21 protein-coding genes are annotated in these 18,935 nt (G+C 43.2%); 13 read left to right on the top strand and 8 right to left on the bottom strand.

Going from position 1 to position 18,935, the window contains the following annotated elements; genetic code table 11:
• Positions 1–23 precede the first annotated feature (23 nt).
• Together ruvX and def are read left to right on the top strand one after the other, a co-directional pair.
• On the top strand, positions 24–443 hold the full coding sequence (gene ruvX, locus A3EU_RS0105065) for a Holliday junction resolvase RuvX (RefSeq protein ID WP_020535043.1): 420 nt from the start codon (positions 24–26) through the stop codon (positions 441–443).
• A gap of 253 nt (positions 444–696) precedes the next feature.
• The gene (gene def, locus A3EU_RS0105060) at positions 697–1,248 is read left to right on the top strand and encodes a peptide deformylase (protein WP_026211232.1); all 552 of its coding nucleotides are present in this window, start codon (positions 697–699) and stop codon (positions 1,246–1,248) included.
• Positions 1,249–1,252: 4 nt separating this feature from the next.
• Here the strand turns inward: def and A3EU_RS34765 are convergent, their stop codons facing one another.
• The gene (locus tag A3EU_RS34765; RefSeq protein ID WP_020535041.1) at positions 1,253–1,936 is read right to left on the bottom strand and encodes a hypothetical protein; all 684 of its coding nucleotides are present in this window, start codon (positions 1,934–1,936) and stop codon (positions 1,253–1,255) included.
• A gap of 148 nt (positions 1,937–2,084) precedes the next feature.
• Between A3EU_RS34765 and A3EU_RS0105050 the strand changes: the two genes are divergently transcribed.
• The 11 genes from A3EU_RS0105050 to gwsS (A3EU_RS0105000) all read left to right on the top strand — a co-directional run bounded on the left by A3EU_RS0105050 (position 2,085) and on the right by gwsS (A3EU_RS0105000) (position 12,870).
• Positions 2,085–2,669, top strand: a complete 585-nt coding sequence (locus A3EU_RS0105050; protein ID WP_020535040.1) for a thymidine kinase — start codon at positions 2,085–2,087, stop codon at positions 2,667–2,669.
• Between the two features lie 2 nt (positions 2,670–2,671).
• Entirely contained in the window at positions 2,672–3,082 is a 411-nt protein-coding gene (locus A3EU_RS0105045) for a hypothetical protein (RefSeq protein ID WP_020535039.1), read from the top strand.
• Positions 3,083–4,010: 928 nt separating this feature from the next.
• Positions 4,011–7,256: a VPS10 domain-containing protein gene (locus A3EU_RS0105040; RefSeq protein WP_044085498.1), complete on the top strand. Its 3,246-nt coding sequence runs from the start codon at positions 4,011–4,013 to the stop codon at positions 7,254–7,256.
• Between the two features lie 385 nt (positions 7,257–7,641).
• On the top strand, positions 7,642–8,664 hold the full coding sequence (locus A3EU_RS32520; RefSeq protein WP_020535037.1) for a DUF6624 domain-containing protein: 1,023 nt from the start codon (positions 7,642–7,644) through the stop codon (positions 8,662–8,664).
• A gap of 12 nt (positions 8,665–8,676) precedes the next feature.
• On the top strand, positions 8,677–9,063 hold the full coding sequence (locus tag A3EU_RS0105030) for a hypothetical protein (RefSeq protein WP_020535036.1): 387 nt from the start codon (positions 8,677–8,679) through the stop codon (positions 9,061–9,063).
• Positions 9,064–9,153: 90 nt separating this feature from the next.
• Entirely contained in the window at positions 9,154–9,348 is a 195-nt protein-coding gene (locus A3EU_RS0105025) for a hypothetical protein (protein ID WP_020535035.1), read from the top strand.
• Positions 9,349–9,391: 43 nt separating this feature from the next.
• Positions 9,392–9,583, top strand: coding sequence for a hypothetical protein (locus tag A3EU_RS0105020; protein WP_020535034.1), 192 nt, complete (start codon positions 9,392–9,394; stop codon positions 9,581–9,583).
• Positions 9,584–9,778: 195 nt separating this feature from the next.
• Positions 9,779–10,744 (top strand): grasp-with-spasm system ATP-grasp peptide maturase, encoded by a 966-nt coding sequence (gene gwsG / locus A3EU_RS29450; protein WP_071596849.1) that lies wholly within the window; start codon positions 9,779–9,781, stop codon positions 10,742–10,744.
• Positions 10,745–10,788: 44 nt separating this feature from the next.
• Positions 10,789–11,022 (top strand): hypothetical protein, encoded by a 234-nt coding sequence (locus A3EU_RS0105010; RefSeq protein WP_020535032.1) that lies wholly within the window; start codon positions 10,789–10,791, stop codon positions 11,020–11,022.
• Positions 11,019–11,861 carry a hypothetical protein gene (locus tag A3EU_RS0105005; RefSeq protein WP_020535031.1) on the top strand — a complete coding sequence of 281 codons (843 nt, stop codon included), beginning with the start codon at positions 11,019–11,021 and terminating at the stop codon, positions 11,859–11,861. The genes A3EU_RS0105010 and A3EU_RS0105005 overlap by 4 nt, the downstream gene beginning before the upstream one ends.
• Positions 11,851–12,870, top strand: coding sequence for a grasp-with-spasm system SPASM domain peptide maturase (gene gwsS / locus A3EU_RS0105000; protein WP_020535030.1), 1,020 nt, complete (start codon positions 11,851–11,853; stop codon positions 12,868–12,870). Before A3EU_RS0105005 ends, gwsS (A3EU_RS0105000) begins: the two co-directional genes overlap by 11 nt.
• Positions 12,871–12,950: 80 nt before the next feature.
• Here the strand turns inward: gwsS (A3EU_RS0105000) and gwsS (A3EU_RS32515) are convergent, their stop codons facing one another.
• The 7 genes from gwsS (A3EU_RS32515) to A3EU_RS0104965 form a co-directional block, all read right to left on the bottom strand.
• Positions 12,951–14,051, bottom strand: a complete 1,101-nt coding sequence (gwsS, locus tag A3EU_RS32515; RefSeq protein ID WP_169433320.1) for a grasp-with-spasm system SPASM domain peptide maturase — start codon at positions 14,049–14,051, stop codon at positions 12,951–12,953.
• A 12-nt stretch (positions 14,052–14,063) separates the two neighbouring features.
• Positions 14,064–14,258, bottom strand: coding sequence for a hypothetical protein (locus A3EU_RS0104990; protein WP_020535028.1), 195 nt, complete (start codon positions 14,256–14,258; stop codon positions 14,064–14,066).
• Positions 14,248–15,288, bottom strand: a complete 1,041-nt coding sequence (gwsG, locus tag A3EU_RS32510) for a grasp-with-spasm system ATP-grasp peptide maturase (protein ID WP_020535027.1) — start codon at positions 15,286–15,288, stop codon at positions 14,248–14,250. The genes A3EU_RS0104990 and gwsG (A3EU_RS32510) overlap by 11 nt, the downstream gene beginning before the upstream one ends.
• Before the next feature lie 135 nt (positions 15,289–15,423).
• On the bottom strand, positions 15,424–15,591 hold the full coding sequence (locus A3EU_RS34165) for a hypothetical protein (RefSeq protein WP_020535026.1): 168 nt from the start codon (positions 15,589–15,591) through the stop codon (positions 15,424–15,426).
• Positions 15,592–15,834: 243 nt separating this feature from the next.
• Positions 15,835–16,812, bottom strand: a complete 978-nt coding sequence (locus tag A3EU_RS32505) for a DUF6624 domain-containing protein (RefSeq protein ID WP_156825661.1) — start codon at positions 16,810–16,812, stop codon at positions 15,835–15,837.
• A gap of 271 nt (positions 16,813–17,083) precedes the next feature.
• The gene (locus A3EU_RS33455) at positions 17,084–17,413 is read right to left on the bottom strand and encodes an HTH domain-containing protein (RefSeq protein WP_020535024.1); all 330 of its coding nucleotides are present in this window, start codon (positions 17,411–17,413) and stop codon (positions 17,084–17,086) included.
• Positions 17,414–17,579: 166 nt separating this feature from the next.
• Positions 17,580–18,857: an HlyD family secretion protein gene (locus A3EU_RS0104965; protein ID WP_020535023.1), complete on the bottom strand. Its 1,278-nt coding sequence runs from the start codon at positions 18,855–18,857 to the stop codon at positions 17,580–17,582.
• Positions 18,858–18,935: the final 78 nt, after the last annotated feature.

The raw sequence follows: 18,935 nt of genomic DNA, 5'->3' as shown, positions 1-18,935 counted from the left end.
GTTATTGTGCCTATCTTTGCGCCGTGGCAAGAATTTTAGCAATCGACTACGGCACCAAACGCACCGGCCTGGCAGTGACAGATCCACTCCAGATCATCGCTAATGGGTTGGATACTGTGGCAACGCAGGATCTACTTTCTTATCTGGAAAAGTACTTTTCAGAAGAAGAAGTTGAAACCGTCGTTATAGGAGAGCCTCGTCATGCGGATGGTAATCCAACCAAAGTTACACCCCATGTTATAGGGCTAAAACGAAAATTGGAAAAATTATACCCTCAGCTTAAACTCGTCTTGCAAGATGAAGGTTATACTTCTGTGATGGCCAAAGAAGCCATCATGCAAAGTGGCCTCAAACGCAAAAAAAGGCAAGAAAAAGGGCTGGTGGATAAAATCGCAGCCACTATCATTTTGCAGGAATACCTCGAAATATTGCGCAGAAAATAGATTGCGTTTTTTTTCAGATTTCCCAAATAGATAACACACTTAAATAAAGTGAACCGCTTAGTCATCTATTATGGAAAATAAAAACGCAATCTATTTTCGTGCTGTTCTCAAGCGAATAATTATTAATCCTTCTCTGATATTTTTCGTAGGCAAGCTAAAGCAAAAATATTAAGCGACTGATAAGAAGCGTGATTTTTGTTTTCGATTGACTTCAAACACAAGAAATATTAGAGAATCTTATTAATATGGTTTTATGTTATTGTCAGTTTACGCCTACGGGCAACCGGTTTTAAAAAAAATGGGTCAACCCATTACTCCTGAGTATCCTAAGCTGGAAAAACTCATTGCAGACATGTGGGAAACCATGTACCACGCCAATGGCGTAGGACTGGCTGCACCACAAATTGGTAAAGCCATCCGGCTTTTTGTCGTCGACACGGTCCAGATGATGGAAGAAGGCAAAGAAGCCGAAGGTATAAAGATGACCTTCATCAATGCCGAAAAGGTAGAAGAATCAGGCGAAGAATGGCCTTATGAAGAAGGCTGTCTCAGTATTCCCGACGTGCGCGGTGATGTTGAACGCCCCGCTAATATTCGCTTACGCTGGGTAGATGAAAACTTTGAGGAACAAGAAGCGACGTTCACTGGCCTCAACGCCCGTGTTATCCAACACGAATATGACCATACCGATGGTATACTCTTCACAGAGTATCTCAAACCCATCAAAAAACGCCTCATCAAGCGGAAACTTGAAAACATCAAGAAAGGCAAAGTGAGCGCCGATTACAGAATGAAGTTCGTCTAATCGGCTAGTATTTCCTTCTTATTAGCTTGATGAAACTCTCCGCTACATCGGTGCGCTCATCCTCTGTCCAGTCATTCTTTTCGGCAATATCAATGAGCAGCTCGCGAGCTTCCTCCATACTTCCCAATTTATTGAGCTGTTGGAGTGTTTCGTTCATCGCAGCCATATCACGGCCAAATAGTTCATTGGAATAAAGCAACTTATCGTTGATAGACATCGCACGAGTGAGGTCAACAATCGCCTGCTGACTTAATTTCTCAGAAAGTTCTTTGGCTGCTTTATGCTTAAAAAGTGCTTCAACACCATTACTAGCTACCTTTTTTGCAGGCGCTGGAGGAGGTGGCGCAGGGGCTGGCGCTGGAGGAGGTGTTTCAACAACCGGCGCAGGCTTTGGTGCTGGAGGAGGAGGTGGTGGTGGCGCAGGAGCTGGCTCCACTTCCACTTTAGGAGGCAATGGCTCCGAAACTGTTTTTTCTACCGGTGCCACAGGTGCAGGCGGTGGCATCGCCTTTATCACTGGCTGTGGTGCAGCACTGGTATCCGTATTGAGGTAAGCCTCATAGAATTGGCGAATATAGCTGAGCATCAAATCGCGCTCAATATTGGAAACATCTCCCTTATCCAGACTAACGGATTTGTGAAGGGCATTGATTTTTTCTAGTAGAATTTTCGCTTGTTGTAAGTCCATGTAGTTGGCTAACGTCTTAGTAATTTGACGGGATAATTTTCAGAACGAGCCCAAAAATAAAGGCTTATCTGTTATTGTGCTAAGGATAACCCGTTTTTCTTGGGTAAAATTGTGAAGCTACCCTATCTTTCGGGCTAAAGCTTACCTTATGTTTCTAGAACCTTTCTTTCGTGGGCAGCGCAGTGGCTGGATTGAAGTAATTTGCGGCTCCATGTTTTCGGGAAAAACCGAAGAACTCTTACGCCGCCTCAAACGCGCCAAATTTGCTAACCAAAAAGTAGAAATCTACAAACCCCGCGTTGATACCCGTTACGACAATGTCAAAGTCGTTTCACATGATGAAAATTTCATTCTGGCAAGCCCAATCGATCATTCCGAAAAAATCCTAAAAGTAGGGGACGACGTTACCGTTGTAGGTATTGATGAAGCCCAATTTTTTGATCAGGATTTGATTCAAAACGTTCAAAAACTCGCCCTTTCGGGTAAAAGAGTGATCGTCGCCGGGCTGGATATGGATTTCAGAGGCTTGCCCTTCGGTCCCATCCCCGGACTGCTAGCTGTAGCTGAATATATCACCAAAGTACACGCCATTTGCTCTCACTGCGGCAACCTTGCCACTCACTCTTACCGTCTCTCGACCGAAGATTCAACCGTAGTATTGGGAGAGAAAGACAAATACGAACCGCGCTGCCGCTCTTGTTACAACATGGGGAATATTCTGGATTTGAAATAACAATGAAAAAGCCTACCACTCCTCAGCTCTTTTTATGGTTAGCTATCCTTTTTGGAGCCTTCCAACTGACAAGAGAGGTATTCGGATTAGGTACTTGGCAATCAAGGGGATATATTGAACGGTATAAAGGAATGGAAAACTTGCTTCCCTTCCTCCTCGAATCACCAGGAATATGGATTATCATTTGCAGCTTTAGTTATTATCGTCTTCATAAAAAGGGTGGCCAACTTCTATGGGGACCTATTGCTATACAAGGATTCTTTTTATTAGCCATGTACCACGTACCTATGGCAAAATTTTGGTTTTTCATAGTTTGGCCGCTATTTGCTTTTATCATGTATTATGGTAATCAGTACGCTAAAGCGAAAACCAAGCGTACAAACTCCGATATTCTTGACGATCCTGATTTTTGAATTTGCTCTTTCCGGGGAAGACGACGGCCATCGTACTAGTGCGGCCTACCGTTGGGACACATCTTCAACAAAATAAAGAACAGGATCAAGAAAAAACACCTCGGAGAGGTGGAATATTGGTAGAAACCAATAAATAAATGAGAAACGACCTCGGATGAGGTCGCATAATGGGAAATATAGCCCTCCGCTTTGATTCGTTCGGCCCTCTCATCCAATAGGAATTGATATTCGACCTCATCCGAGGTCGTTTTTAATCCTAATAAACATCGTTCTACCAATAGATGACCTCTACTGAGGTCAAAACACATAAATGTGTCCCAACCGTAGAGTGCGATCATACGTTTCGAGTCGAAGTCGGAGGAAGTAATCTGGTGTAAAGATATAAGTGTTGGAAGCGTGTAAAAGTTAGGCCACCGAATTCAGGTAATCACCTCGCACTAGGGGTGGGAGCCCCTCATTAGTGTAAAAGTTAAAAAGGTGTAAGAGTGTAAACGTTGGTTGTTTCTCGCACCGCACCCCGCACAAAAAGTCGGAAATGGGAAGCCAGAAGTCGGAAGCGTTCAGCGCACTCCGCACCTCGCACTCCGCACCCAATCGTACCAGTACGATCTACGATCAGCCCTCCCCTCTGCCAGGTTCACCGCACTAGGGGTGGGAGTCAGGCCCGGGCACCGGGCAGCCCGCAGGGCCAAGCGAATAGCGCGTGGCGGACGACCCGGCCCCGTAGCTTTGCGGAGGGGAAGTGCCCAAATACGAAAACAAACTATCATAAAGCAGCGTCTAACTCCCCTGATGCAGTGAAACATTTTGCAGAACTGCCTGTTTTGCTTTTCTTTACCAACGGGAAGAATCCCTCTTGTAAACCTTTAATGAATAGGCCTTATAGCAACAAAAATGTTGCGATATAATGTCTTTTATCTACACTAGTATGCGACAATTTACAAACCTTGTACAGACATTGCATCGCAACGTCTTTGCCCTTATCATTTTACAGCTGCTCGCTTTCAGCCTGGTAGCCCAGGAACTACCCGAACAGAAATACTTCGGCGACCTGGCGCCTCGCAACATCGGCCCCGCCGGTATGAGCGGTCGTGTCACCGCCATTGATGTTGACCTCAGTAACCCGGAAATCATCTACGCGGGTAATGCCTCTGGTGGTGTCTGGAAGAGTACCGACGGCGGTATTGCCTGGAAAGCGATCTTCGACAAGCAACCACTACAAGCCATTGGCGCTATCAAGATCAACCAGCGCAATCCCGACGAAATATGGGTAGGCACCGGTGAAGGGAACCCAAGAAATAGCCACAATACCGGGCAGGGCCTCTACCGCAGCCGCGATGGTGGCGACACCTGGGAACTCGTAGGCCTGGAGAACACACGAAACATTCACCGCATCATCGTCCATCGTGACAATCCCGACATCGTATACGTAGGGGCCATGGGCTCCATTTGGGGGCCTAACCCCGAGCGGGGCGTCTTTCGTACCGAAGATGGTGGCAACACCTGGGAGCATGTACTCAAAGTAGCCGACGGTGTAGGTATCGCCGACCTGGTGGTGGACCCTACCAACCCGGACAAACTGCTGGCTGCTATGTGGGAATTTGACCGCGACCCTTGGTACTTCAACTCTGGCGGCCCACAATCTGGTCTGTACATGACCTACGATGGTGGCGACACCTGGGTGCAACGCACTGCCGAAGACGGCCTTCCTAAAGGTGACCTTGGCCGCATTGGTTTGGCGATTGCACCTAGCGAACCGAACATCATTTACGCACTGGTGGAAGCCAAAGTAAACGGTTTGTACAAAAGTACTGATGGCGGCAAAAAATGGAACCTCGTCAGCGAAAAGAACATCGGCAACCGGCCGTTTTACTATGCTGAACTATACGTAGACCCCATCAACGAAAACCGGATCTACAACCTCTACACCTATGTAAGCTTGAGTGAAGATGGAGGTAAAACCTTTAAGGTGATTCTGGATTATGGTACCAACGTTCACCCCGATCACCATGCTTTTTGGGTACACCCCAATGACCCCAACTACTTGATTGAGGGCAACGATGGTGGTCTAAACATAAGCCGCGACCGGGGCAAGACCTGGCGTTTTGTGACCAATATCCCGGCAGCACAGTTTTACCATATCAATCACGACATGGACATCCCCTACAATGTGGGCGGTGGTATGCAGGACAATGGCTCGTGGGTAGGCCCCAGCCAAGCCTGGAAGAGTGGAGGAATTACTAACCACGATTGGCAAGAAGTATTTTTCGGCGATGGTTTTGACCTGTTTTTCAAGCCTAGCGACAACCGCTACGTATATGCTATGAGCCAAGGTGGTAACGTAGGCTTGGTAGACCGCAAGACTGGCGCGACAACCTTCATTAAACCTGTTCACCCAAAGGGAGAACGGTTACGCTTCAACTGGAATGCTGCCATGGCGCAAGACCCACACGAAGAAAACACCATCTACTTTGGTAGCCAATACGTACATAAAAGTACAGACTGTGGCCAAAACTGGACTATCATAAGCCCAGACCTAACGACCAATGACCCCGAGAAGCAAAAGGCCGATATCAGTGGTGGACTGACCTATGATGCCACGCAAGCCGAAAACTATACCACTATTCTGGCCATTGCTCCTGACCCTTTTGACGCGCAAACCCTGTGGGTAGGCACCGATGATGGCAACCTGCAACTGACGCATGACGGTGGTGATTCGTGGACCAACCTTGCAGCCAAACTACCAGGTGCGCCAGCCGGAAGCTGGATTCCTTACATTGAAGTATCGCAAAAAAACCAGGGCGAAGCTTTTGTGGTGGTGAATGATTACCGCCGTAATAATTTTGAGCCAATGGTGTACCACACCCGCAGCTACGGCCAAAATTGGGACCGAATAGTAGACGCCGATGATGTGAGCGGATACACCCTCAGCATAGTGCAAGACCCTCAGGAACCTGGTCACCTATGGCTGGGCACCGACCACGGCCTGTACTTCAGTATCGACTATGGTAAAAACTGGACCAAGTGGACAGAAGGATTCCCCGGTGTGCCGGTGGCGGATATGAAAATCCACCCGCGTGAGCAAGATTTGATTATCGGCACTTTTGGCCGCGCCGCCTGGATTTTGGACGATTTGCGCCCGATGAGGGAAGCCGCTCGCACGGAAGGTGCCATTTTGGAAAAACCATTCGCCACTTTCCCTTCTCCTGATGCCTACTTGGCAGAACGCCGTAGCTATCAGGGAATTCGCTTTATTGCAGATGCTGAATTTGTGGGAGAGGATCGCCCACGTGGCGCGCTGCTCACGGTATGGGTAAAACCTAAAGACAAAAAAGCAGAAGAAGCTCCCAAAGAGGAGATGAAAGATCAGGAAGAAGGGGACGAAGAAGCGGAAGGACAACCTAAACGCAAGAAAAAAGGTGGCAGCGACAAGGTGAAAATTCAGGTTATCGACAGTGCTGGTGATACCATTCGCACCTTTACGAGGAAAGTGGAGCCAGGGTTTAACCGCTTCACCTGGAACCTGCGCGGTGATGGTTTTTCATTCCCGAGTCGCCGCGAGCGCAGGCCCGATGCAGACCCTCCAACCGGCGCGAGTGTTGCCCCCGGCACCTACACGCTACTGATGACCTATGGCGAAGAAAGTGGTGAGACCACGGTAAACGTACACGCTGACCCACGCATTGAATATGCTGCCAGCACCTGGGCCAATCGTGATGCTGCCAATGCCGAACTGGAAAAAATTGTAACGGCTGCTACCGAAGCTTTCAACCGCCTGCAAGAAATGCAAAAAGACATGAAACTGGTAGAGCAAGCCCTCGTACACGCTCCAGATTCTACCCAGCAAGAAGTCAAAAAATGGGGCAAAGCCCTGCGCGACAGCATCGCCCAAGTAGAAGAGCTCTTCATGGAGCCCGAAGACGTAAAAGGCATTAAGCGCGACCCCAATACTTTAATGAACAGCCTCTGGGGCGTACGCCGTTACATTGGCGACATCAACGGCGAACCGAGCCAGATGGTAGGTTTCACGATGGAGAAAGCCCGCCAACACACAGCCGAAGTTCTGGAAAGCGTAAACAAGTTGGTAACGGAAGACTTTGTCGATTACCGCACCAAAGTGCAAGCCATTACAGTGAAGCTCTTTAGGGAGATGGAAGCTGTGAAAATGGAGTAAGACAATCATTTGGGCGCATCCCTGCCCCTTCCGCTGGTCGGGGCAGGGTCGCTCCCTTCCGGGGTTCGCTATTCGCTCCGTGGCCCTTCTCCCGACTGCGACAGTCGGGAGAAGGGCCACTGCTTCCCTGCGGTCGCACCCTCCAGGCAGCTTGCGCGGGGGGAGGTACAGGAGTAGCGTGTCTAGCTGGTAAAGGAGCGTGACACTTTTAGAGATGTATTATTCATGACTCGCTGGTCCGGAGACCAGCAGGATATATTCCCGACCAAGAAGGTCGGGATAGTCTGGGGACTACAAGGAGCCTTCTTTATTTTTCCATCTCGATCTCTTGTCATAGTGATCTTTTTGGGAGACTGTTCAAAAATGTGTGTCCAAATATTTTACTATGCTCTCTACTAACTCAACAAAAATCGCTCTTTGTGCGAGTGCGCTTATTCTATTTGGGATACTCCCCAATTCAACGATTGCCCAAAATTCTCATGGCAAGGAATTTCATTACCTGTTCCACCAGGCCGATAGTTTATTTGACTTGGGGCAATATGCCGCCGCAGGTGAGCGGTGCGATCAAGCACTGAAAATGAAGGGAGGGCAGTTTCCTGATAGTGGTTTTTATACGTATGGTTTTTCCTATTGGACCGAAGCGGGCAACCAGGAACGCTCTATTTTTTATCTCGAAAGAGCCTTACTACTGCGCTGGCAACCCCAGAAAATTTTGGAGAGCTTAGAAAACGATCCGGAATATGAGTTCCTCCGGCAGCACAAACGCTTTCGGGAAATAATGGACACCAACTACGCAAGAAGAGAAAAGTACAGCGGGATAGCCGACACCTTACATCAAATTAAGGTCAAAGACCAAACCCTAAGGCAACTCCTCAGCTGCGCCCGCGAAAAATTTGCGGATGATTCGCTCCAGTTGAATGCTTACTACGACCTGATGGAAATGCAGGATAGTTTTAACCTCATCTATGTCGCATCTGTACTAGACCAGCACGGCTGGCTGGCCATCAACAAAATAGGAGAACCGGCAAATCGGGCACTCTGGCAGGTGGTTCAGCATTCCCCGCTTGAAGTGCAGGAAAAATACTTGCCGCTCCTCCGAGCATCTGCCGAAAAGGGGGAAAGCAGAATGTCCAGTTACGCCTTCCTTCAAGATCGCGTGCTGATGAGAAGAGGCCAAAGGCAGCGTTACGGCACCCAAATTGCCAAACATCCGGTAACGGGCAAGTCTGCCGTTTACCCCGTCGAAGACCCTCTCAACATTGACAGCATCAGAGCGAGTGTCGGTTTCGAGCCCATCAAAGAATACGCTGCCTTTTTTGATATTGAGATTACTTCGCCCGCAGACTTGGATGATGAGCGGGTGCTGGAGGATTGGTGGGAGAGGCGGAAGAAGAAGAATAACAATTAACACCTTACTTTTATGCATCAAAATAACACCACTACCAAGGCTATTTCCCACCTCATAGCGCTATGCTTCTTATTATTTACCCTTTTTCAAAGTTGCCGTGAACAGACAGAACCATTTATTCCAGAAAGACAGGAGTCGATCAGGGAAGATCAATATGAAACTCGTCGAAAAAAGCTTGTAGAAGCTTACGAAGCAAAAAATTATTTTTCAATATCTTTTTATCTGGCGACGCTTCAATCTCCCTCTGAAGCAATTTATGATAATCTCAGAAAAGCGGTGAAACATGATTCATCAGCCTGCACTAAAATCTTTGACGTAAGGTATCTGGCCGAGCAGGGCTTTTACAGGTATGTTTATAAAAACCATCAATTTATGGCAACTGAAAGAATGGTGCAGTAGTAGGGAGTATATTTGAAATGTAGTATTGTGAAAAGCATCTGTTGTTTTAGTCACAATAATTAGTCTTCTAAATCGATAAAATTAATTTTCATGAAAAATTCTAATGACAAACTGTTTAAACAGTTTGAGGGGAAGAAACTTGACACCATTCTGGTAAGTTCTACTTTTGGTGGATGCCATACCAAAGGTGGAACCTTTGATGATGATGGTTGTACACAACATTGGATAGATAGAGATGGGGAAACAATTTCTCATACCGAGGATTATGGCTCCTCCAATGACTAAAAGGCTTATCTTTTAACATTTTTAACAATAAAAAACCTATACAATGAAAGATGTATTATTAAAAAAATTTAATGCAGCGAAAATCACCCCCAATGAAGTTTTCAACACCAAGGGAGGAGAGTCAAGTTATTATCTTGAACGTTGTGATGATGGAACTCATTATACAACAGATAACGGCTCAGAGGTTATAGCAACCTCCGACTACTCTGCTCCAGATACCCCTGTAGTTGCATAGAGAATTATTTACGCCAACTATTGCAGTAGCCTCTTTAGTTAATCAAATAACAAGAGAGGCTACATAGTCATTATTACTGCTCAACGCTATTCATTGAAGATACTGATTCATGGACAAGATTGAATATTGATGAGTGTTTAAATATTTTTTTAAAAAAATTAAGGCTTAAGGCCTTTCTTAACTTGTAAACAGTCAATGATTACAATTTTTTCATCAAATTCCGATAATTCTACTAACAACGTAATTGACTGGCTTTATTTAAACTGTCATCCTTATACAAGAATAAATGGTGATATTAATAAGTCATGGAATTCATTTACAATGTCTATCAATTCGAGTAAAGAAGAAGATAGTTCTTTAAATATCGGCCAGGTATGGTTTCGTCGGTTACCTCAATCTTTGCCTAAAATTTCATTTTCGGAGGCTAGGGGGCAAGTAAACCTGGGTGATCAAGATCGTTTCAATAGGTATTTCCATAAGGAAATAGAATCTGCTCGTAGTGGAATAATATCTATGATAAGAAATAACTGCTTCTGCATAGGCAACCCTAAGGTTCACAATATCAACAAATTAGAAACTTTGATATTAGCAACAAAATGTGGCTTTACAATCCCCAGCACTTTAGTTACGGAAAAGAAAAAGGAGGTTCTGCGTTTTTTGATGAAAAAAAAGAGGATTGTCACCAAACCCTCTTATGAAGGGATCGGCTTTAATATTGATAATATACCGCACATGGGTTATACGGAGGAAATTACCCGTGAGCACATAGATGATTTCCCTGAAGAGTTTGCATTATCTTGTTTTCAAGAACTGATAGAAAAAGAAATTGAAATAAGAACTTTTTATTTGGATGGAGAATGCTATTCAATGGCAATATTTTCACAACTAGATTCTCAAACGAATATAGACTTCAGAAGATACAACACTAAAAGGCGGAATCGAAATATTCCATTTCAGCTTCCACGTGATGTGGAAGAAAAAATTAAAACACTAATGCAAGAAATTGACCTCAACTGCGGCTCTATAGATTTAATTTACAGCAAGAATAAAAAATTCATCTTCCTTGAGATTAATCCAGTCGGGCAATACGGAATGACCTCCCATCCCTGCAATTACAACCTTGACAAGGTTATTGCAGATAAATTAGCGAAGGGGATATAGTTTTAAATCGTTAAAAAAACACTTTTAAAATTAATAATTAAGAAATGATAAAACAGTCTAAAAAAAACAGTAAAAATATTACTGATTCAGAAAACATAAAAGAAGTGCTTTTATTATTTAGTAGACCAACAAGTCAGCTACCAATATGTATGCAATTGACTAGAAAAGTAGATGTTTTTAAGTCTTCTAAAAGGATTGGAAAAAGTGACCTTCACCACTCCTCTAGCTATCAGGTTGGTTTCCTAGCTAAACCAATTGCAAATATTGTTAAAAAATGAAAAATTCAACTCTTGCTATTTTTTTAAATGTATTTGTCTTAACTCTGATATTCTCTTGTCAAAGCATTAACAGTGGTGCAGAATATTTTACAGATGAAGATGGTATGGAAATTGAAATAGTCGATTCCTTACCCACTTCCAAACACAATTCATATAATGATGATAATCGCATCTATATTCCAGGAAGAGAGTATATTTATAGTTGCTCTTTTTTCAATACCGATAATGAAGAATATAAAATTTCTCGGGAAGGTTATTCATTAACGCCAGTTGACAAACTAACTACAAAAACTATTACGAAAATCTCTGTAACAGCTCAAGAAGAGGCTACATTTATTGAATACTTTCCGGACTACAAACAAACAGAGCTTTTTTATAAGTACTATTTGATCGGAGACAGCCTGTCTTATCCTATTGAATTTTCGGGAGTAGTTGAAAACGCGAAAAACATATGGATGCACCCCTGGCGTAGGCCAAGGTATTTCCATTATCTTCAGATAAATCCCTACCCATACATTAAAATGCCTTGTAAGGTAGGACGAAAATGGAATTGGTCTTTTAAAGTAGGAGACCAGTGGAGTGATAAAGAATGGGCTATATGGAAAGGAACTGTTGATATATCTCACTCTTATGAAATTCTCGGTCAGATTAAGGTTGACACAGGCTTTCTAGGAATATTGGATTGTCATGTTGTGTTCGCTAAGGGAGAAAGTTCGCTTGGTACCAGTAGTTTAACTTCCTATTTTAACGAAACTTACGGTTTTGTTAAGTTAGACTACGTCAACATTGATAGTTCCCGTTTCACTATGAATTTAATTGCTGTAGAAGATGCTAAATGACGCGTTATATTTTAAATTATTTGCCTCTTGCATTCCTGTTAAAGGAAGTGTTGAGTGCTTAATCTATGACACAGATAGAGGGCTTTACCATGTCATTGACCCTTTACTTTTTGAAATTATTAATGAAAATAAAAAAAATGTTCTTAGCATTGGTGAACTGAAAAAAATGTTCTTAAATCAATATGATAGAGGTATTGATGCCTATTTTCAGTTCTTTGTAGATGAAGAGATAGGTTTTTTTACAGACAATCCTCAGTTTTTCCCCGAAATAAACATGTCTTGGCATTCTCCTCTACGCATTCAAAACGCAGTAATTGAGGTAGATGAATCATCACCTTACGATCTTTTAGATGTATTAAGACAGCTAGAAGGCTTGAATTGTCAATTTATACAACTTCGCTTTCTTAGTTTTACTCATATTGAGGAGCTTAAAAAAATTCTGGACAATTTCGATAGTAGTTGCATTAAAGGATTTGAAGTGTTTATTCCTTATTACAAAGATGTAAGCAGTACTCAGATAATTGATTTCACATCTACGTGTAAAAGAATTGCACGATTGCATATTTTTGAAGCGCCAGAACAAGAAGATTTGTCAAAGTATTACGATCAAAGTTCCACTCGAGGTTTCTTTATACCGCAAAAGATTACATGTTCAACTCATGATGTGGTTAGTGCTGAAAACTTTTTTCTTTCTCTAGATACTTTCCTGGAAAGTCAACAGCATAATATAGGTCTAAACAGAAAAGTTTCAATTGATAGAAATGGGTTTATAAAAAATTATTTATCACATGAGACTTTTCATGGTAATGTTTGTAGTGAATCAATTAAAGATGTAATTTCAACCTCTTCTTTTCAAAAGTGTTGGTTTCTACACAATGATATCATCCTTGTATGTAAAGATTGTCAATACAGGTATATGTGTGTCGACAATACAGAAATCATCAAATCGGAAGGCGGATACAGGAAGAATAAACAATGCTCGTTCAATCCCTACACAAATAAATGGTGATCATTTATGATGGATGATGTTCACCTTCTCCTCATTAACAACTAGCAAAAAAATTATGCACAACTGGGCTGATCGGACGTTTACATCTCCCCCGCTATATCTACTATTTCCCGGAGGCCATAGTGGTCTATGTTTTTTTGTTTCAGGGGGTTGGTACTCCATTCTGACCAATCCCCAGTGTAAGGGTTGTATCCACATTTAAGCGGTTTACTGAATATATCCTCGGGGTCTTCGACGTACGCACGGCAATCCGTACAGATATGCCGAAATTCACAATCTTTGCAGACGTGGATTTTATCTTTGGTAATATCCCAATATTTCTTAAAGCCAGGCTTTAACAGTGCTTCATCCAGTGTAGTTTCCCGTATGTTACCGAAGGATTCCGCCATTGAGGGGCAGTTTTTGATATTGCCGTCCACGTCTATCGCTATCTTGCGGTTGAGACAAGTGTTGTGGTGGAGGGATTCGGTGAAGAGATCTATGCTTGTGGTAAAATAAGCTTGCGTAATATTCCCACAACATAAACTTGATGTAACCGAGCGTTCATTTAGTAAAATGGTTTGATTCGGGCTATATTTGCTACGATTGAGTAACGTATGTAACGTAATATCTTGTACCTTTTGATATTTGTCAGTCCATTCAGTGAGGATGTCGTTCGATAGGCCAGGGCTGTCTTTTATGAGTATACTTAGTGCCCGTATAGAGGTTTCTGCACACAAATCCAAGACATATTGGATATTTGCCAAATCGGTTTCATCAAAAAAGCGAATCTGTATCGCATAGCATTTTAATGCACTCAGTTGTTGTATTCCTTTCGAAACTAGGCCTTTATCAAATTGTTTCCCGATGTCAATCACCGCATTCGTCAAAGGTAGAGGCGTTCGCCATTCTGTAGATATTTTAGGAAACATCTTCTTTTCTTCCTTTGGTAATCGAATTGCAAGTTCATTTTCTACTAAAAATGCAAAGTATTCGTCAATATATTCATGATACACCTCATCAAAGCTGTCCTTGATTTCGTTTATACTAAAGTCGTCATAGCTCGTGAGGATAAAGTAGAGTGTATTCGGAATGAAATACAATTGTCCCCTCTGAACATCACAAATTAATGCGCGGGAATGTCCCTTCACAAGCATACAGCATTGGAAGAGCATCAAGCAATCATCATTCAGGTTGCCCATATTCATGTCTGTCTAAATCTTAGTGATGGGTTTATGATAGGGAAGGCTATGGTCAAGAAAGGCTTTGTAGTAGGGCAATTTGACTAAATTGTATTCAGCAGGTAAAGATGGCTTACCCTCCGACAAACCAAAGCCAACTGGGAAATGAGGTTTGATTCCCTTCGACATGAGTGCCTCTTTTAATGTTGGAGCCGTGTTATTTTCCATATTCTGACAATGTTTGAGCTACCTTTTCTTCAAGGTAGTAGTTGCAAGGATAAGAGACCATTCCAAACTGACCAACAGGATTGACCTCAAGAAATACATACTCATCATTCACCGATTTTATCAAATCGATGGAACCGTGTTTTAGATTTAGCCTTTCCATAAGGTCATTGATTTTCGCTTGTATAGACAGCGGCAACTCGAAAGGCACCATTCGGTTGCTATTCGAAAAATCATACTGGCGAAAATCAACCTTGGTTTGTTCTGACGATTGTGAGAAAATAGCCATCGCATAGATTATCCCCATCAGATAGAAGGCACGTATTTCATATTTTTTTTCTATTTTTTCTTGGAACAGTGATGGGAAGAACGTTTCAGGAAGCGTATCAACAAACTCTTTTGTGACCACAGCCGTATAGTTCATAAAAAGCGTAGCATCAAAAAACAGCCCATGTGCTTCACTAATGTGTTTGGTGATTATTTCGCAACCCGAGAAAGCGGCTATCAGACTATCTTTTTTATTGGTTACAACTGTCCTTGGTATCTTCAATCCAACTTTACTGGCGCAATCCAAAACGCTCAATTTATTAACATTTGTTGCTCCTGGAGTATCCAACCAGAAGCAATCACTGAAAAAAGCATACGTATAGGCATGTACTTTGCCCACCTCGGCAATCAATAACTTCTCCAGCCGAGCATTATTAATACCGATGTCTGATGTATCAGAATATATCCAGTGCCTAATCCGGTTAAGGCCATGAAATCTTCGATCCCAAACGGCCGTTACTTGGTGGTGGTCTACTCCCTCCAATAGCGTACAAAAAGAAAACTCATCGTTTGCTATTTTCAGAAACAGTTCATCCTTTGTTTCATCAATATCCTCCCCATTTACGCGTTTCCACCGACTACCCAAATAGTCCAACCAGTCTATCACACTGATGGTTGACACATCAGATTCCATACTGAGAATTAGTACCATCGCATAGGCAACTTCAAATTGTGAAAAATTATTCCGCTTCTTCCCCATATCCATTATTCAGGGATTGCCCAAAAGACTTACAAAGAACCAATTTCAGTTATATCCAATATTGGCTGATTGTTTTCTTTTGTGCAATCCCTTTCAGTTTGGGTACTTGTACCTGACTAGCAGAAATAGTAAGCACTACTACTAATTAACATTACCATCGTGTTTTATTCCTGCGTCACTAATGGTACCATCTCCATCCTTTTTAGCAGAAACCATGTATGTATCAGTACCGCCTTTTACAATCGTTTTACTTTCTTCATTCAACTCCACTGAGTCAAACTTAACCAAATTAAGTTTCTCGAATTTCATAAATAAACTGATTTAAAAATGTAATGCCTACTTATTGAAGGGGTTCGGCGATTCCCTATGCCTTTATATTATTGGTTCTTTGAGAAAAGAGATGAAATGCTCGGCCTAGTGATGTGCAAGGATGGCTTCTTCCGATTAAATAGGGAGAAGCCAGATGCCGACGTAGAAGGCAGCCGAGCGAAGCAAGTCTTGGAACGTAGCACCCGTAGGGAGGCCCACCACACAAATTGTCAAAGAACCATACTATTCAGTCCACCGCTCCAGCAGGTAGTCCAACTGTAGCTCATCGGGGCTATTGATTTTAATGTCGAAAAAATTCAAATATTCAACCAATGGCTCGAAGTTGAGCTTGGCACGGCGGGCATCCACTTGATCGGGGTCTTCGATGGGGAATACCCGGTAGATTTCGCCATCCTTGATGACTTGGGTACCGTATATTTGGTAGCGTCCTTGGTACAGTCGGATGCGGTCTTCCAAAAAGGCGAGTGACGTCGCATCTGTCTGTCCCTGCTCCACAGATGCGCGTATCAGAGGGAGGTATTTTTCCTGCGTAGCCAAATCGTTGTGCTGAATGACTTGCATCAGTATGCGGTTGCCATCCTCGCCAACCTGATAATTGCCCAACCAGCCGTGCTTTTCGATAATGGCCTCCACAGCCAGTAGGTTGAGGCTATCTTCTTGGTTCATCAGTTGGTAGAAGTAGCGAATTTGGAGCGAATCTTTGAGTTTTCCCTCCGCGCACTTCATCATCTGCCGCAATGCTTGGTCGCGCGCACCTATGTGTAGGAGTTCTTCATAGACCTCGCCGTACGCCTTACGTTTGCTATCAATTTTCGACAATATAGCAGGCCACTGGGGATGGTTGCGGAGAGGAGTAAACTTTTCGGCTCCCATCAACAATCTATACTCCTTTTCATTAACTATGCAATCGTTTGTATATTTACCTAAATAGAATATTGCTTTATCCCATTCACTGGAATTGTAAGCCACATAAAAAGCCGATGTGTAGATAGGTGCTGTGGGAAAGTCATCCCCGAACGCTCCAAATGCCGCATCATACCTTGCTAACGCAAGGCTGTAGTCTTCGGCTTCTTCGGCGGCTACCGCCTGCTTGTAAAGACTATCAAACGGCTCGCCGTAAACATACCGCAATTGGGCATAGGAAGATGGTACGATAAACACCATAGAAGGTACAATCAAAAGCATCCATTTATATCGCATATTCCTCTTTGTTTTTTGTTAAGCCTAATAGCGTTCATCAACCCTATTGCTGGTGATTTCTCCTATTCTTTACAAAACAAAGTTATCTCCCCTCAATACACCATACCTGCATCGTCTTCAAAAAAGTAATACTTCTTTCCACTTTTTATCAACAGTGGATTCATTGACACAGGTCTGAGGAAATATCAGTTTTCGGCATCCCCTTGTACTTCTGTTTTAATTACGTATAAGAGTACATCACCAAAACAGTACAATACAAAAATATTACCAATCACTGAATCAATCTTGCAGCATAAAATTTCCCATCAACATTTTTAAATATTTTTTTAGCTAAGTAGTTACCAACACCTCCCCCCTTCACCCTATCCCCATCAAAAACCGGCAAAAAATTCAACACCACCTCCTCCTCATAACAATAACTCTCCTTGTCCTTACAGTAGGTGATTTCTGTGCCTAATCCCCGGAGGGTATCAATCAAATTATAAACCGTACGTTCCGAAACGTCCAGGCGATCGGCTAATGCTTTGGGGTTACCCGTGCCTTTTCTACGAATGAGGTGATGGAGGCGATCCAGTAAGTAAATTTTTTCGATCTGTGTCATAGGCCTTTGTATTGCGCAAAAAACAAATTGAGTCTTAGCTTCGCTGCTTCTTCGAGGTCTCTGAGGTTTTTTAATAGCTGACACGCTTGAAATGAACCGCTTACTCATCTATTTAAAAAACGAAGTCTCAATTTATTTTTGTGCTGTATTGATTTTGAGAAGCGCGTTAATTTTGGTTAATCAAAGAGAGTAGTTGTTCAAAAACTCTGGAGAGTATACTTCGGTCTTTGGTGATGATGGTCGCAGTGCCCGTCATCTGAAGGCTAAGTGGTAGGTGTTTTTTGTAGGTCGTTTCCACTGGTTCCCGCAGGGCGGCGATAAGCTGGTAAGTAGCGCCCCCTTCTTTATCGACGGAAGGCATGGCCCTTATTTCATCCACCTGTGTGCTAATGGTACCATACTCCTTCTCGGGGTAGGCATCTAATTGGATGATTAATCTATCGCCAGTGGTAATTTTACCTAGCCCGGTGGCTGGAATACTAATCTTGGCCAACAAAGTGGTCTGATCTGCTCCTGTGGGTTCTACATACAACAAAGGAGCCGAAGAAGAGACTTGCTGCTTGGTATCAACAGCTTCTGAAAAAATGATCTGTCCAGCAATTGTTGCGCGGAGTAAATAGGTGTCTTTCCACTCTTGCATCCGGCCGCTCAATTCTTCGGTAAGCTGGCGATAGGATTGTTCTAGTTCAAAAAACCGGTCCTTATTGTCCAATACCAGCTTTTCGATTTGCTGATTCAAATTATTAATTCTCAGCTGGTATTCGATCAATCGTGCATGGAGCGTTTCTCTTTGTTGTTGGAAGCCTAACCACCGTTTTTCTTTTTCTTCCAGCTCCTGGATACTGATCACCCCTTCCTTGGCTAGCCCCCGCTGTCTTTCATAATCGTTTTTTTCTAATGCTATTTGTCGATCCAACAAATCCAATTCATCCCTGGTGGTTTGCATCAAATCGCCATTGTATTTGATGTCCCGACGAATATTTTCTTTGTTCTGGGCGGTGGGGTTATTTTTGGCGTAATACGCATATTCTCTCTTGATGGCTATCCAACGGCCATAGAGCGATTGCAAGGTTCCCAGTTCCGTAAACGCTTCCAAACCTTCTTCCTCCGAATTGCTTTCCAAAACCAGGCTAAGTGCCATCATTTCCTGCCAATTTGCATCGCTGTGCAATATTGCCACGATATCCCCCTTCTTCACCTCGTCTCCATCTTTCACAAACAGGGAATCAATAAAGGTATTGATAGTAGGAACCAAAGCTACTGGCGTTCTTTCTCGCTGGATAACGACCTGTCCATTCAACCGATCAGGATAATGGATAAATGCGGAAAGCAGCAAGCCCGAAAGAACAATGACAAAGACAAGGCTAATACCGGAGCGTAAAAGCCAACCCGGTGGTTTTCCCAGCAGGTCATTGACCGCAATATGTTCTGGATGATGTGGCATAAGTATATTCTTTTCAGTTTATTAATTCACGTGAGGTTTGAATGTAAGGTTCTCATTATTAGTGAACTGAGTTGCATC

Source organism: Lewinella cohaerens DSM 23179, from assembly GCF_000379805.1.
In the GTDB taxonomy this organism is placed as follows: domain Bacteria; phylum Bacteroidota; class Bacteroidia; order Chitinophagales; family Saprospiraceae; genus Lewinella; species Lewinella cohaerens.
The sequence above is the reverse complement of the archived record's forward strand: the minus strand, read 5'-3'. Positions and strand labels throughout refer to the sequence as shown.

Bases quoted from the DNA above. Each gene is read 5' to 3' on its own strand.
- def (WP_026211232.1), top strand. From the start codon at position 697: ATGTTATTGTCAGTTTACGCCTACGGGCAACCGGTTTTAAAAAAAATG.
- A3EU_RS34765 (WP_020535041.1), bottom strand. From the start codon at position 1,936: ATGGACTTACAACAAGCGAAAATTCTACTAGAAAAAATCAATGCCCTT.
- A3EU_RS0105050 (WP_020535040.1), top strand. From the start codon at position 2,085: ATGTTTCTAGAACCTTTCTTTCGTGGGCAGCGCAGTGGCTGGATTGAA.
- A3EU_RS0105045 (WP_020535039.1), top strand. From the start codon at position 2,672: ATGAAAAAGCCTACCACTCCTCAGCTCTTTTTATGGTTAGCTATCCTT.
- A3EU_RS0105040 (WP_044085498.1), top strand. From the start codon at position 4,011: ATGCGACAATTTACAAACCTTGTACAGACATTGCATCGCAACGTCTTT.
- A3EU_RS32520 (WP_020535037.1), top strand. From the start codon at position 7,642: ATGCTCTCTACTAACTCAACAAAAATCGCTCTTTGTGCGAGTGCGCTT.
- A3EU_RS0105030 (WP_020535036.1), top strand. From the start codon at position 8,677: ATGCATCAAAATAACACCACTACCAAGGCTATTTCCCACCTCATAGCG.
- A3EU_RS0105025 (WP_020535035.1), top strand. From the start codon at position 9,154: ATGAAAAATTCTAATGACAAACTGTTTAAACAGTTTGAGGGGAAGAAA.
- A3EU_RS0105020 (WP_020535034.1), top strand. From the start codon at position 9,392: ATGAAAGATGTATTATTAAAAAAATTTAATGCAGCGAAAATCACCCCC.
- gwsG (WP_071596849.1), top strand. From the start codon at position 9,779: ATGATTACAATTTTTTCATCAAATTCCGATAATTCTACTAACAACGTA.
- A3EU_RS0105010 (WP_020535032.1), top strand. From the start codon at position 10,789: ATGATAAAACAGTCTAAAAAAAACAGTAAAAATATTACTGATTCAGAA.
- A3EU_RS0105005 (WP_020535031.1), top strand. From the start codon at position 11,019: ATGAAAAATTCAACTCTTGCTATTTTTTTAAATGTATTTGTCTTAACT.
- gwsS (WP_020535030.1), top strand. From the start codon at position 11,851: ATGCTAAATGACGCGTTATATTTTAAATTATTTGCCTCTTGCATTCCT.
- gwsS (WP_169433320.1), bottom strand. From the start codon at position 14,051: ATGGGCAACCTGAATGATGATTGCTTGATGCTCTTCCAATGCTGTATG.
- A3EU_RS0104990 (WP_020535028.1), bottom strand. From the start codon at position 14,258: ATGGAAAATAACACGGCTCCAACATTAAAAGAGGCACTCATGTCGAAG.
- gwsG (WP_020535027.1), bottom strand. From the start codon at position 15,288: ATGGATATGGGGAAGAAGCGGAATAATTTTTCACAATTTGAAGTTGCC.
- A3EU_RS34165 (WP_020535026.1), bottom strand. From the start codon at position 15,591: ATGAAATTCGAGAAACTTAATTTGGTTAAGTTTGACTCAGTGGAGTTG.
- A3EU_RS32505 (WP_156825661.1), bottom strand. From the start codon at position 16,812: ATGCGATATAAATGGATGCTTTTGATTGTACCTTCTATGGTGTTTATC.
- A3EU_RS33455 (WP_020535024.1), bottom strand. From the start codon at position 17,413: ATGACACAGATCGAAAAAATTTACTTACTGGATCGCCTCCATCACCTC.
- A3EU_RS0104965 (WP_020535023.1), bottom strand. From the start codon at position 18,857: ATGCCACATCATCCAGAACATATTGCGGTCAATGACCTGCTGGGAAAA.